This window comes from Synechococcus sp. YX-04-1 (assembly GCF_030546365.1).
Lineage (GTDB): Bacteria > Cyanobacteriota > Cyanobacteriia > PCC-6307 > Cyanobiaceae > Parasynechococcus.
This window is the reverse complement of the sequence record NZ_JAUONZ010000001.1, coordinates 231244-244787: the sequence shown is the minus strand read 5'-3', so window position 1 is coordinate 244787 and position 13544 is coordinate 231244. Positions and strand designations below refer to the sequence as shown.

Below are 13544 nucleotides of genomic sequence, written 5' to 3'. Positions count from 1 at the left end.
GTGGGACAGGTCTGAATGCGGCCACCATACGGAGCGAATTGCCTGGTGACAATTGGGGGTGTGTCCTATGCAGTTATGGAAAGCTCTGAACTGGCTGCAGGCGAGTGGATTGAGATCCTGAATGGACCGGTTTCTTTGCGTTGCTGGTGGACGAAGCCGAAGGCCGGCTTGAGCGATATTGCGTCATATTCGTCCAGTAATCGTGTGTATGTCGTGCTGCCTGAGGTGTTTGGTGTGAATGGCTGGGTGCGGAGTGTGGCGGATCGCCTGGCCGCCTATGGCCATCCGGCCCTTGCGGTCCCCTTGTTTACCCGCACGGCACCCGATTTGGAGTTGGCCTATGAAACGTCCGATCTGGCTCAAGGTCGACGCCATAAGGACGCCACCACCACCGAGCAGATCCTTGCTGATGTCGCCGCAGCGGTTAGCTGGATAGGGGCGCGTTGCCCTCAGGCTGCCATCCATGTGGTGGGCTTTTGCTTCGGGGGGCACGCCGCCTTTCTGGCGGCCACGTTGCCCGGGGTTGAGCAGGCCGTTGATTTCTACGGAGCGGGCGTGAGCCGGATGCGGCCCGGTGGTGGCGACCCCTCCTTAGCACTGTTGCCCGAGGTCATGGCACGGCTCACATGTGTGTTCGGCACCGCCGATCCCCTTATCCCCGCTGAAGATCGGGAGGCTATTCGAGCGGCTTTGCGCAAGGCCGATCCCGCCGGCGAGCGCTTGCGCTTTGTGGAGTGTGTCGGTGCTGACCACGGCTTCATGTGCGAAGTCCGCAGTAACTTTGATCCCCAGGCCTCAGCCCAGGGGTGGCACTTGCTGCTGGGAGATGCCCCTGTGGCCTAGCCCTGGGGGCTGGCCACCTTGGCGGCGGTGGGCCTTGGCGGCGCTGGGATGGTCCGCACGGCCTTGTTGGCAGCTTGCTCTTTTTCCTCCTTTTTCACCAGCGGCGTTTTGCGCGGGGTGAGGAACATGATCATGTTCCGGCCCTCCCGCTTGGGCGCCTGCTGGATTTCGGCTTTTTCCTCGAGATCTTTGGCCATCCGCCGCAGCAGGGTTTCCGCCAGGGCCGTGTGCTGAATCTCGCGGCCGCGGAAGATCACTGTGCACTTCACCTTGTCGCCGGCCTTGAGGAAGCGCTGGGCCTGACCGATCCGCACATCGTAGTCGTGCTGGTCGATCTTGTAGCGCATCTTGACCTCCTTAACTTCGGTCTGGTGCGACTTCTTCTTGGCCTCTTTGGCTTTCTTTTCCTGCTCGAACTTGAACTTGCCGTAGTCCATGATCCGGCACACCGGTGGGTCGGCTTTTTCGCTCACCAGCACCAGATCCAGTTCCCGGTCACGGGCCACTTCGAGAGCTTCTTCCCGGCTGATCACGCCCAGCTGAGCGCCGTCTGAGTCGACCACCCGCAATTGGGGGTAGTTGATCCGGTCGTTGATGTTGGGCAGCTCCCGAACCGGGGCACGACGGTCAAAACGGGGACGTGGTGGCATTCAGGCGGTGACGGGGACAGGTGCAGACAACTTCAGTGGATACAACGTCTGCATCCTTCACATTAGATGTTGCTCGATCAACGTCATCGCATCCGTCACCATTGCCTGGTCGGGCAGCCAGTGGGGGTTGTGTTGGCGCCTGAACCAGGTGCGTTGGCGTTTGGCGAATTGGCGGGTGCGTTGGCATGTGATTCGCAACGCATCTTCAGTGCTCAGGCTGCCAGCAATCACCTGCAACGCTTCGCCGTAGCCGATGGTTTGCAGCAGCGGCAGATCAGCGCCGTAGCGCTCGCGCAGGCGCTGGGTCTCCTCCACCAGCCCCTCGCGGTAGAGCTGTTCGGTGCGTTGTTGGATCCGCTGGCGAAGATTGGCGGGGTTAAGGCCCAGTTCCAGCACCCGCCAGGGCGGAGGTGTGGCGGTCGCCTGGAGGCTCATCGGTTGCCCGGAGGCGTAGAGCACCTCCAGGGCGCGCTGGGTGCGCACGGCATCGGCTGGAGCGATTTTGGCGGCTGCTTTGGGGTCGGCGGCCTGCAGCAGGGGGTGGCAGATGCCCTGGCCCAGGTCCGTCAGCTGCTGGCGCAGCTGCGGCTGGGGGGGCACCGCCGGAGGTTGCAGGCCACTGGTGAGGGCTTTGAGATAAAGCCCACTGCCGCCCACCAGCAACGCCATGCCCCGTTGGTCCAGCTCAGCGTTGATGCAGGGATTGGCCTCGGCCTGGAACTCCTGCAGTGTGATCGGCTGATCTGGCGTGCGCAGGTCAAGGAGATGGTGCGGCACCCGCGCCTGTTGCTCCGATGTCGGCTTGGCCGTCCCCAGATCCATCTCTCTGTAGAGCTGGCGGGAATCCACGTTGATCACCGGCAGATCCAGTCGTTCGGCGATCTCCAAAGCCAGGGCGGTCTTGCCGCTGGCGGTGGGCCCGAGCAGGGTGATCACCAGGGGATTGGAGCTATTCAAAAGCGTGAGGGGGTGCAGCCCGACTTGGAACGACCTCTGAGAGGCCTCTGCAAGCCTCTATAGACAGCCGGTGGTAGATTGGCATTGTCAGGTCGAGGTTTAGAGCCGTTGCGCCCGCCCATGACCCGGTTTCCTGGCTTGAGACTTATTGAATGAGCGACGCTTCCAAGGTCCAGAACGCCTACGGCGCTGAGCAGATTCAGGTGCTGGAGGGGCTTGAGCCCGTTCGCAAGCGCCCGGGGATGTACATCGGCACCACGGGGCCGCGGGGTTTGCATCACCTGGTGTACGAAGTTGTTGATAACTCAGTTGATGAAGCCTTAGCGGGCCATTGCGACCGCATCGTTGTGGTCCTGGGTGAAGACGGCTCCGCCTCGGTGAGTGACAACGGCCGCGGCATTCCCACTGATGTGCATCCCCGCACCGGCAAGAGTGCTCTTGAGACGGTGCTGACGGTCCTGCACGCCGGTGGCAAATTCGGCGCTGGTGGTTACAAGGTGTCTGGCGGTCTGCACGGTGTTGGCGTGTCCGTGGTGAACGCCCTGAGTGAATGGGTTCAGGTGACGGTGCGCCGTCAGGGCCAGGTGCATCGCCAGCGTTTTGAGCGCGGTGCGGCGATTGGCTCCCTGGCTTCTGAGTCGCAACCAGCAGCGGAGTCCGGCGAGACCGGCACCACCGTCTGCTTCAAGCCCGACCTTGAAATATTCACGGGCGGGATCGTCTTCGACTACGCCACCCTCTCGGCCCGTTTGAGGGAACTGGCCTACCTCAACGGCGGCGTTCGGATCGTGTTCCGCGATGAGCGCGAGTCGGCCCGGGATGCGGAGGGGAACCCCCATGAGGAGACCTATTTCTATGAAGGCGGCATCAAGGAATATGTCGCCTATATGAACAAAGAGAAGGACGCCCTTCACCCCGAGATCATCTATGTGAATTCGGAGAAGGATGGCGTCCAGGTGGAGGCCGCTCTGCAGTGGTGCTCCGATGCCTACTCCGACAGCATCCTTGGCTTTGCCAACAACATCCGCACCGTGGATGGTGGCACCCACATCGAAGGCCTGAAGACCGTGCTGACCCGCACCCTCAACGCCTTCGCCAAGAAGCTGGGCAAACGCAAGGAATCGGATTCCAACCTGGCTGGGGAGAACATCCGTGAAGGTCTGACGGCGGTGCTTTCGGTGAAGGTGCCGGAACCTGAATTTGAAGGTCAGACCAAGACCAAGCTCGGTAACACCGAGGTGCGCGGCATCGTCGACAACCTGGTGGGCGAGTCGTTAGGCCAGTTCCTCGAGTTCAATCCCTCAGTCATTGGCCTGATTCTGGAGAAGGCGATCCAGGCCTTCAATGCCGCTGAGGCTGCCCGCCGAGCCAGGGAGCTGGTGCGGCGCAAGAGCGTTCTGGAAAGCTCAACACTGCCGGGAAAACTGGCCGACTGCAGCTCCCGCGACCCCGGCGAATCCGAGATTTACATCGTGGAGGGCGACTCCGCTGGTGGCTCTGCCAAGCAGGGCCGCGACCGTCGCTTCCAGGCGATCCTGCCGCTGCGGGGCAAGATCCTCAACATCGAGAAGACCGATGACGCCAAGATCTATAAAAATACTGAGATTCAGGCGCTGATCACGGCCTTGGGCCTGGGGATCAAGGGTGAGGACTTCGACGTGAAGAACCTCCGCTACCACCGGGTCGTGATCATGACCGACGCCGACGTGGATGGTGCCCACATCCGCACCCTGCTGCTCACCTTCTTCTACCGCTACCAGAAGGAGCTGGTGGAAGGCGGTTACATCTACATCGCTTGCCCACCGCTCTACAAAGTTGAGCGCGGCAAGAACCACACCTATTGCTACAACGAAGGCGATCTGCAGAAGACCCTGCAGGGCTTCGGCGAGAAGGCCAACTACACGATCCAGCGCTTCAAGGGTCTTGGCGAAATGATGCCCAAGCAGCTATGGGAAACCACGATGGATCCCACTACCCGCACGATGAAGCGTGTTGAGATCGAGGATGCCCTAGAGGCCGATCGCATCTTCACGATCCTGATGGGCGACAAGGTGGCGCCCCGCCGGGAATTCATTGAGACCCACAGCGCCGAGCTGGACATGGCAGCCCTCGACATTTGATGGGGCCTGTTCTGCGTTGGAGTTGGCTGTTGGGGGTGGCCCTGATGGCCCCGGCAGCTCTGCCAGCCGGAGGTGCTGATCGGCGTCAACCGCAACCCCGTCGACGTGCGGTATCTGGAACTCTGCACACTGCCTCGGATCAGCCCCTGCGGTTGAGTCCGATGGCAGTCGCACCAAGACTGAGCACCCTTGAGGCGGGATCCTCCCTGCGGCTGCTGCGGCGTTGGTCCGCTGCCGATGGTCAGGATTGGTTGCACGTGCAAACGCTTTCGGGAGATCAACGTCGTGGCTGGCTCCGCGCCTGAAGTGGTCTTGGTGGGTCTAGGGGCGATCCCCGGGGCCTGGCTGCGTTTGAAGGTGGTGAACCACTTTCAGCCGATGGTGCCCAAGAAGCACTGGGGCACCTTCATCGTGAATGTGGTGGCCTGTTTCGCCCTCGGTTTGGTGTTGGCGCTGAATGAAATCTGTTCCGCCAGCACAGGCATTGCCCTGCTGATGGGCGTGGGCTTCTTCGGCAGCCTCAGCACTTTTTCCACCTTCGCCGTGGAGCTGCTCAACGAGTTGCGGGCTGGTCAGGCCTTGACGGCTCTGGTGCTGGCGGTGGCCTCAATCGGGGCAGGCTTGCTGGCCTCTGCTTTGGGTTACGGACTGGGGACCCATGCCTGACACCCAACCCAGCCTGCAACTGGAATTGCAGGAGCTTTTACTTGTGGGTGCGGGTGCAGTTCCCGGAGCTTTGCTGCGCTGGCAGGTAGCTGTGCATCTGGGGGATCAGAACCTGCTGGTGAACGTGCTGGGGGCTGCTCTGTTGGGGCTACTGGCTGGGCTCCCGACGGCGCCTCGGCGTCAATTGCTGCTGGGCATTGGTTTCTGCGGTTCGGTCACCACCTTCAGCAGTTGGATGCTGGCGGCCATGAAGCACCTCAGTGCTGGTAATTGGCCCGCCGCATTGGGCTTGATCGGGCTGACCCTCGGGCTGGGGCTTGGCGCCGCAGCCCTGGGATTCAGCCTGGGGCGACGGTTCAAGCCGCCAGCGCCGCCTCAATCGCCGACTTGAGGTCTTCGGGGGTGACGCCGCTCTTGAAGCGAGCGATCACCGTGCCGTCCTTGCCCACCAGGAACTTCTCGAAGTTCCACTCCACATCGCCGGCGGGATCCATCTGCTTGAGGGTGGTGTAAGGCTCGGTGGTGCTTCCTTTGGCGTGCACCTTCTCGAACAGTTCGAAGTCGGCGCCATAAGTTGTGGAGCAGAAGCTCTTGATCTCGTCCAGGGTGCCGGGCTCCTGGGCGCCGAAGTCATTGCAGGGGAAGCCCAGCACAGCCAGGCCCTTGGCGGCGTAGGCCTCGTTGAGGGCCTGAAGGCCGGCGTACTGCTTGGTGAAGCCGCAGCGGCTGGCCACGTTCACGATCAGCAGCACCTTGCCGGCGTAGTCGCCCAGGGATTTGCTGCTGCCGTCAGGGGTGGTGACGGAAACGGCGCTGACGCTGATCGCCATGGTGGAACAGAGATGGAGCGCAGAGGTTAACCGGCTGTAACGGCCATACACTGGGCTCCCGGCCGGAGGGGGCATGACGGAGGCATCGGGGCTAAGCAGTGCTGGCGTAAGCGTGGAGCCCGAGTTGCTGGCTGAGGCGGTTTCCCATGAGCTCGTAGCGATGCTCCAGGCGGGCAACTACGACGCGGTGAAATTGCTGCTGGAACCGGTTCAGCCGGTGGACATCGCTGAAGCGATTGGCAATCTTCCAGCCAACCTGCAGGCGATTGCCTTTCGTCTGCTTAGCAAGGACGAGGCCATCAGTGTTTATGAATACCTCGACACCGCTACTCAACAGAGCCTGCTGAGCCTGCTGCGTTCCGGTGAGATGCGCGAGGTGGTGGAGGAGATGTCGCCGGATGACCGCGCTCGGTTGTTTGAGGAGCTGCCGGCCAAGGTGGTGCGGCAGTTGCTCAGTGAGCTGAGCCCCGATGAGCGCAAGGTGACCGCTGAGTTGCTGGGATACCGCGCGGAGACGGCCGGTCGCTTGATGACGACTGAGTACATCGCCTTCAAGGAAAACCAGACGGCGGCGGTGGCACTGGAGATTGTGCGGCGGCGTGCCCGCGACACCGAAACGATTTATTCCCTCTACGTGACGGATGCGGAGCGACGCCTCACCGGCATCCTGTCGCTCCGTGATCTAGTTACAGCAGACCCACAAGCCCGCATCGGCGATGTGATGACGGAGGAGGTGCTCAGCGTCAGCACCGACACGGATCAGGAGAAGGTGGCGCGCACGATTCAGCGCTACGACTTCCTTGCTGTTCCCGTGGTGGATTTGGAACAGCGCTTGGTGGGCATCGTCACGGTGGACGACGTGATCGATGTGATCGAGCAGGAGGCCACCCGTGATCTCTACGCCGCCGGCGCCGTGCAGGCCGGCGATGACGACGATTACTTCAGCAGCAACCTGTTCACCGTTGCTCGCCGCCGCGTGGTGTGGCTGGCGGTGCTGGTGCTCGCAAGCTTTTTCACATCGGAAGTCATCGCCGCTAATGAGGACGTGCTGCAGCAGGTGGTGTTGCTGGCGGCGTTCATTCCCTTGCTGGGTGGCACTGGCGGCAACGTGGGGGCCCAGAGCTCCACGGTGGTGATCCGCGGTTTAAGCACCCAGAGCATCTCCAGCCTTGGTCCGTTAAGGGCGATTGGCCGCGAAGCCATGGCGGGGGCGTTGCTGGGGGTGTTGATGATGCTGCTGGTGGTTCCCTTTGCCTGGTGGCGAGGGGAAAGCGCTTTGGTGGGCCTATCGGTGGGGATGAGCCTGCTGGCGATCACCACGCTTGCTGCCACAGCGGGGGCTGCGTTTCCGCTGCTGTTTGACCGCATGGGTCTGGATCCAGCCCTGATGTCTACGCCTTTCATCACCACCTGCACCGACGTGGCTGGAACGCTGATCTACTTGAAAACGGCGGGGTGGCTGCTGGTCCACCTGCCGCAGCTGGTTCAGGCAGGAGGTATTTCTACCCATTTCTTCGTCTTGGGGGTTTTCTGAGAGTCTGTTTACGTTTCTTAGGAGTACTCTTCACATAACTCAAAGAAGCATCCCATGGCCCTGGCTGCGACAGCTGCTTCCAAGCCCAAAGCAGCTGCGAAGGCTGCAAGAACCGTGACCGCTGATGTTGATCTGGTTCGCTCATATCTGCGTGACATTGGCCGTGTGCCGCTGCTGACCCATGAGCAGGAGATCACTTTGGGCCGGCAAGTCCAAGAGTTGATGGATCTGGAGTCCCTCGAGTCTGAGCTGGAGAGCAAGGCCGGTGAAAAGCCCAGCCGTGATCAGCTAGCCAAGGCGTCAGGACTGTCATCGATGCAGCTCAAGCGCAAGCTGCAGCATGGCCGTCGCGCTAAGGAGCGGATGGTGGCCGCCAATCTCCGGTTGGTGGTGAGCGTGGCCAAGAAGTACACCAAGCGGAACATGGAGCTCCTGGATTTGATCCAGGAAGGAACCATTGGCCTGGTGCGTGGTGTCGAGAAATTCGATCCCACCCGCGGCTACAAGTTCTCCACCTACGCCTATTGGTGGATTCGTCAGGGAATCACGCGTGCCATCGCTGAGAAGAGCCGCACAATCAGGTTGCCGATTCACATCACCGAGATGCTGAACAAGCTCAAAAAGGGTCAGCGCGAGCTGAGCCAGGAGCTGGGCCGGACCCCCACCGTTACCGAATTGGCTGCCTTTGTTGAGCTCCCGGAAGACGACGTCAAAGATTTGATGTGTCGCGCCCGTCAACCGGTCAGTCTAGAAATGAAGGTTGGTGATGGTGACGATACCGAACTGCTTGAGTTGCTCTCGGGTGACGGCGATCTTCCCAGCGATCAGGTGGAGGAAGACTGCTTGAAAGGCGATCTGCGCAGCCTGTTGGGTCAATTGCCTCACTTGCAGGAGCAGGTGCTGCGCATGCGTTATGGCATGGATGGGGAAGATCCGATGAGCCTTACCGGTATTGGGCGTATTCTGGGCATGAGTCGTGACCGTGTTCGGAACCTTGAGCGTGATGGCCTAGCGGGTCTGCGGAGGGTCAGTAATCAAGTGGAGGCCTACGTGGCTTGTTAAAATCATCAGTTTAAATTATATTATCCTTAGCTTTTTGTTATAAATTTGAAAAAAAGTCTTCAATTTGTGCATATTGGTAAATGTGGCGGTTCAACTGTTAATAGTCTTTTAGATAATTCTCCATTCGTGCAAAACAATTATTCCAATTATTTTGAATCACATATAAATGGTGTAAATACTATTTCAAGCTGTGATTACCTTTTTGTTTTAAGAAATCCTATTAGACGAGCATTTTCAGCTTTCGAATGGAGGAAAAAGTTAGTTATCGATGATAAAAATCCTGAACAGCAAGGTCGTTTTTCAGGAGAACAAGAAGTCTTAAAAAAATACATTTCTCTTGGAAATATGGCACGCTTGCTTTACCGATCTGATGGTTCCTTGGATCAAAAAGTTGCTAGAGACTTTAATTTAATACATCACCTGCGTGAGTCAATCCATTTTTATATCAATCCGCTTGTAAGTATATTGTCGACCGAAAACATACTTGGTGTAATATGCCAAGAATTATTAGCCGAAGATTGCTCTAGAATTTTAGGTGTTGATGCTACCAATCTATTTTGCCGTCGTAATGATTCAAAAACATCAATACATTCTGATCTTGATGTTCTTTCGGTCGCAAATCTGCGGCGATTCTTGTTCGAGGATTATCAATGTATCATTAAGCTATGGAGCTTGGGAGCTATTTCAAATAAACAATTATCAGCATTGCTCGATGAGTCTTAAATCTCTTTGTCTTTAGCAAGATTTGTTATTTTGGATGTTATATTAAAATTTAAATCAGTTGAGAGAGCCACTTAAAATGGTTTGAGCCAATCGAAGAGTGATGATCGATTAACTTTTTCAAAAAATATCTTTTTAGCTCTCCAAGCTCTTTATTGTTTGCCTTATTATTAATTTGTAGAGGATCTGATTTTCTGTCGAATAATACTTCGAAGCCACTATTATTAACTGCATACCAAAATTCATTCCCAATAATTCCAACTTCACCCTTCTCGGAAGGATTAAGGCTTTGGTCTTCTATGAAGATAAAATCGTCACCCCCTGTTTTTGTTGACTGTTCTACAAGTAAATCTGCCCTGCTTTGGCCTGTGAATTCGCCAGGAGAGTAGCTTGTATCAGTTAAATCAAGAAGAGTAGGACAAAAATCTATCGTACTCCATTGAAATGTGTGCATACTCTTGGGTTTAATTTTTGGTGGATATCGGATAATAAATGGAATTTTGTATGCACTTTCATACATGCCATTTTTTGATAATAATCCATGTTCTCCCATATAATCGCCGTGGTCAGATGTAAAAATGATAATGGTTTGATCATATATATTTTTGGCTTTTAAGCAACTTATAATGTCTCCCACTTTGTCGTCAATTAGTTTGACCATACCTGAGTATGCTGCTTTATGTTTTTGCAAAGTCTCAATGTTATTAATATGAAATTTTTTCTTATTAATCCATGGTGGTAATTCAGAAGGGTCCTGATGAAAAGAGGGTGGGATTGTCATTTCATGGGGATTGAACAGCGACTGATACGGATTTCTAGTGATGTATGGATTGTGAGGATCGGGAATGCTGAGCATTGACAAGAAAGGATGATTTACATTTCTGTTGATAAAATCAATCAATTCATGGGTAAGCCAATCTGTTGTGTAGCTTTTTTCGTCTCCTATTTCTTTAAATACATTCGGTTGATCATTGCTCTGAGCAGGAGCAAATCGAATAATTTTTTTAAAGTGACCACGATTAAACATTAAATTAGTTTCAGTAAACCCCATCCCTCGGTCTGGGTGAACCCATCCAGGTCTTAGAGAACCATCCAGGTGATATTTTCCGAAATAACTTGTTGTGTAACCATTGCTTTTTAGGACTTTTGCAAATGTATTAACTTCTTGAAAAATAGCTTGATTATTAGCTTGAGCTCCATGGATGTTTGGGTATGTACCTGATAAAAAACACCCTCTCGATGGCGTACATGGATTTGCATTGGTATAAAAATGCTCACTTAGAGCCCCCTCTTCAGCAAGGGAATCAATATAATGAGTTTGTAGGTAGTTTTGTTTTTTGTAAGCAGATATTGTCCAGAGAGATTGTTGGTCAGTCTGAATAATTAGTATATTTGGCTTCATTGGGATTATTTTGTGCTGGATTTAGAATTGATAAAGGATGCCTGATGTTCTTCAGATAGTTTGTCCCAGGAAATTCGATCATATAAGCCATCATTTGCAAGCAAAAGATTGTCTCGAATGTATTTATTTGCTTCTTTTATTGATATAGTTTTATATTCAAAAAATGAAAGAACTTCTTCGTGATCTGCCAACAGCTTTGTAATTAATTCTATACCTCTACTTCTTAGGAAGCATAAATATTTTGGTGTCATGTCTATTATCTCAGAAATCCCAGTAGTAGGCTTTCCCTTTAGAGTAGTTTGGAGGGGTTTATCATCTTTGATTGCATTAGGGTGAAAATATGTGAGAATAATGTCTGGATTGCTGCAAAAATTTTCATAGGTAATGACTGGCACGTCTCGATAGTTGATTGAATTTTTCATCTGAATGGACGACAAAAATTTCCATTTGTTTGTATAATGTATAATGGCTTCATTAATAGAAAGCATTTTATATTTTAGTGCGTAGCGATTAATGCAAGAGCCAATAAAGTGATACGGATTGCTAATAAAAAGAATTGATTGTAATGGCTGAAAGGTTTCAATAGCTTGCGCCATATGGCATAGATTTGGAGGGCTTGCTTCAATAAAATTGCCGCACTCAGCTTCACTAGCAAGTTTAGGCCAAACCTTTGCTGCTATATCGTAATTAATCTTTTTGCGTGTGTCCCATCGATTTTTTTTATCTATTGATTTCCATACTTCAGGTATTTTCAATCCCTCTCGGTGTCTATTGAGTGGTAAATAGCAATTTTTAATTTGAGATGCAATGTATTCGCTAACAATGGTTGTACCTGAGTTGTAAGGGCTAAAAATAAAGATATAATTCATGCTTAATTCCAGGTAGCTATATTAATTTAATGTAAGCTCTATTCGTAATTTTTCATGGAGACTCCATTCTTCCACACTAATCTTTTGTTGGCTATCAAGACATTTTCAAGAAACGAATTCATCGCTTTGAAGTTTTTCATGGAATTACTCGCGCATCCATACAAGTGTATCGGGTATGTCTCTCCTCCAGGCAATTCCCCGGCTTCGATGAAAGTCGCTATTTTAAAGTGTTCTTTTAGCTTTTGACACCACCAGTCCGCAGGTGCTATTAAAAAGTGAAAGTTGCGCCCATCACTGGTTCTTTTTGAGGCGGGTAGGAGGTCTATGCAGAAGAAGAAAAATTTATCAGTTAAGCCCTTTATTTCTGTTAGTGTGCTGTCAATATCTTCTCGGCCGATATGTTCAAGGACATCGATAGACGTGACGATATCGAATTTTTCTTTAGGCAGTGTTGCGAATTCTGGAATGGCCGGGTCGTAATTGTAAGTCCTTATTGAAAGGAATTGTGCTGAATCGATGCATTCTTTGAGCCCTCCTCTGCCACAACCGTGGTCAAGAAGTGAAGATATATTTTGTGCTTGGCTGGCAGCTTTAATGGCTTCGGGGATAGTGAGTAGATATTTAAATGATTTCTTGTTGCTGTAGGAGCTACTATTGCCATAATTGTTTCTGATAGCGTGTGCTTCTTTAGAGGCTTCTATGAAAGAATTTTCCATGGAATCAGCTGCGTTTTATTGGAAGTTGAGGCGTTGCATGTTTTCGTTTAACTCTTTCCATTTGAAGAAGTGACTGTTTCTGAAGTGCTCTGGCGATATTTTACACGTCGAAATCGTGCTCGTAGTCGATAGGCTTCTGCCTATGTGCGCAAATGATCAGTCCTTGATAAAGGTAAGTGCTCTGCAAAGCGCCTGATTCGTTGTGTGTGGCGCTTCGTCGTGAGGGCAGTGACCAGCTCGAGATATCACTGTGAGCGATCGAACGCAGGCGATGCTTTCACTCCAGCTTTCTGCTTCTGCCAACGGTTCCCAGGGGTCGTTTTCCCCCCAAATTAGATCCACCGGAGCTTTCAAGTCTTTCATCAACTGTGGAGCGAGATGGTCGTCGAACAGGTTGATGAATCCGCGGAAGGCTTCGGTGGCGCCGTCGCGTTGGGTGGGTTCGAACAGCAGATCCACCAGGTCGTCGTCAACGTTGGCGCCACTGGGGTATGCCTGCTTCAGCACGCTGCGAATCACGCCAGGCCGTGCTGCATTGCGGAACAGTGCGGTGCTGAGCCAGCGCTGCCGCACCATCGTTTTTAGCAGCGGCCTGATCCAGGCCATCCATGCCGGTTGTGTGGCCAGTTGCTTGTCGTCCATCAAGCGCTGGGCGCAGTCGATCAGCACCACGCCACGGCAGCGCTCGCCCAGCAGCTGGGAGGCTCGGAGGGCAACAACCCCGCCGATCGAGTTGCCTACTAGTCGTACCGGTCGTTGCACCACCGCATCGCAGAAATCAGCCACTTGCTGGCCCCAGAGGTCGAAGCCGTAATGCACGGCATCTGCTTCGACGGGTTCATCCTTCAAGCAGGCACGGGGTTGGTCACTACGCCCGAAACCAAGCAGATCGATGGCATAGGTGGGAGCCTGCTCGGCCAGCACAGGCTGGTTGAAGCGCCAGTGGTTTGTGTTGGCTCCAAAACCATGGATCAGCAGCACGGCCTCTTCGGCATCGGCGTTGCCCATCAAGCTCCAGCCAATTGATCGCCCGTTCCAGCTCCAGAGGTTGTTGCTCGTGCTCACACCTTGGCCTGTTGCGCCGCTGCATCCTGGCGAGCGAATGGCCTGGATTGACACGTCCTGGGCATTTGTTCTGCAGACCTGTCAATTTGGAACAGTGTTGGCGTCTTCCT

Annotated in this window: 15 protein-coding genes; 8 read left to right on the top strand and 7 right to left on the bottom strand. The window is 53.9% G+C overall.

Features of this window, described 5'->3' with window-relative positions:
- Positions 1-75: 75 nt before the first annotated feature.
- A complete protein-coding gene (locus Q3Y53_RS01255; RefSeq protein ID WP_303531965.1) occupies positions 76-843 on the top strand; it encodes a dienelactone hydrolase family protein in 768 nt (255 codons plus the stop codon).
- Here Q3Y53_RS01255 and infC read toward each other — a convergent pair.
- Both infC and miaA read right to left on the bottom strand, forming a co-directional pair.
- Positions 840-1493: a translation initiation factor IF-3 gene (gene infC, locus Q3Y53_RS01250; RefSeq protein ID WP_226424795.1), complete on the bottom strand. Its 654-nt coding sequence runs from the start codon at positions 1491-1493 to the stop codon at positions 840-842. The two genes, Q3Y53_RS01255 and infC, sit on opposite strands and share 4 nt — an antisense overlap.
- 57 nt (positions 1494-1550) lie before the next feature.
- Positions 1551-2450: a tRNA (adenosine(37)-N6)-dimethylallyltransferase MiaA gene (miaA, locus tag Q3Y53_RS01245; protein ID WP_303531958.1), complete on the bottom strand. Its 900-nt coding sequence runs from the start codon at positions 2448-2450 to the stop codon at positions 1551-1553.
- A gap of 152 nt (positions 2451-2602) precedes the next feature.
- On the opposite strand from miaA, the gene gyrB reads away from it, so the two are divergent.
- The 4 genes from gyrB to Q3Y53_RS01225 are packed head-to-tail and all read left to right on the top strand — an operon-like array spanning position 2603 to position 5627.
- Positions 2603-4570, top strand: coding sequence for a DNA topoisomerase (ATP-hydrolyzing) subunit B (gyrB, locus tag Q3Y53_RS01240; protein ID WP_303531954.1), 1968 nt, complete (start codon positions 2603-2605; stop codon positions 4568-4570).
- The gene (locus Q3Y53_RS01235) at positions 4570-4875 is read left to right on the top strand and encodes an SH3 domain-containing protein (RefSeq protein ID WP_303531951.1); all 306 of its coding nucleotides are present in this window, start codon (positions 4570-4572) and stop codon (positions 4873-4875) included. The genes gyrB and Q3Y53_RS01235 overlap by 1 nt, the downstream gene beginning before the upstream one ends.
- Positions 4856-5236, top strand: a complete 381-nt coding sequence (locus tag Q3Y53_RS01230; protein ID WP_303531948.1) for a CrcB family protein — start codon at positions 4856-4858, stop codon at positions 5234-5236. The genes Q3Y53_RS01235 and Q3Y53_RS01230 overlap by 20 nt, the downstream gene beginning before the upstream one ends.
- Positions 5229-5627, top strand: a complete 399-nt coding sequence (locus tag Q3Y53_RS01225) for a CrcB family protein (RefSeq protein ID WP_303531945.1) — start codon at positions 5229-5231, stop codon at positions 5625-5627. Before Q3Y53_RS01230 ends, Q3Y53_RS01225 begins: the two co-directional genes overlap by 8 nt.
- Here the strand turns inward: Q3Y53_RS01225 and Q3Y53_RS01220 are convergent.
- Positions 5593-6066, bottom strand: a complete 474-nt coding sequence (locus Q3Y53_RS01220) for a glutathione peroxidase (protein ID WP_303531942.1) — start codon at positions 6064-6066, stop codon at positions 5593-5595. The two genes, Q3Y53_RS01225 and Q3Y53_RS01220, sit on opposite strands and share 35 nt — an antisense overlap.
- A 73-nt stretch (positions 6067-6139) precedes the next feature.
- Here Q3Y53_RS01220 and mgtE point away from each other — a divergent pair, with 73 nt between their 5' ends.
- Genes mgtE through Q3Y53_RS01205 form a run of 3 tightly spaced genes read left to right on the top strand, consistent with a single transcriptional unit; the run spans position 6140 to position 9385 of the window.
- On the top strand, positions 6140-7600 hold the full coding sequence (gene mgtE / locus Q3Y53_RS01215) for a magnesium transporter (RefSeq protein ID WP_303531940.1): 1461 nt from the start codon (positions 6140-6142) through the stop codon (positions 7598-7600).
- 54 nt (positions 7601-7654) lie between these two features.
- On the top strand, positions 7655-8662 hold the full coding sequence (locus tag Q3Y53_RS01210) for an RpoD/SigA family RNA polymerase sigma factor (protein ID WP_303531939.1): 1008 nt from the start codon (positions 7655-7657) through the stop codon (positions 8660-8662).
- A gap of 45 nt (positions 8663-8707) precedes the next feature.
- Positions 8708-9385, top strand: coding sequence for a hypothetical protein (locus tag Q3Y53_RS01205; protein ID WP_303531937.1), 678 nt, complete (start codon positions 8708-8710; stop codon positions 9383-9385).
- 49 nt (positions 9386-9434) lie between these two features.
- On the opposite strand, the gene Q3Y53_RS01200 is transcribed toward Q3Y53_RS01205, so the two are convergent.
- From Q3Y53_RS01200 to Q3Y53_RS01185, 4 genes are all read right to left on the bottom strand, one after another.
- Positions 9435-10784 (bottom strand): sulfatase-like hydrolase/transferase, encoded by a 1350-nt coding sequence (locus Q3Y53_RS01200; RefSeq protein WP_303531934.1) that lies wholly within the window; start codon positions 10782-10784, stop codon positions 9435-9437.
- A gap of 5 nt (positions 10785-10789) precedes the next feature.
- Positions 10790-11653, bottom strand: a complete 864-nt coding sequence (locus Q3Y53_RS01195) for a hypothetical protein (RefSeq protein WP_303531932.1) — start codon at positions 11651-11653, stop codon at positions 10790-10792.
- Between the two features lie 38 nt (positions 11654-11691).
- Positions 11692-12369, bottom strand: coding sequence for a methyltransferase domain-containing protein (locus Q3Y53_RS01190; RefSeq protein WP_303531930.1), 678 nt, complete (start codon positions 12367-12369; stop codon positions 11692-11694).
- Positions 12370-12525: 156 nt separating this feature from the next.
- On the bottom strand, positions 12526-13377 hold the full coding sequence (locus tag Q3Y53_RS01185) for an alpha/beta fold hydrolase (protein WP_303532743.1): 852 nt from the start codon (positions 13375-13377) through the stop codon (positions 12526-12528).
- Between the last annotated feature and the right edge of the window lie 167 nt (positions 13378-13544).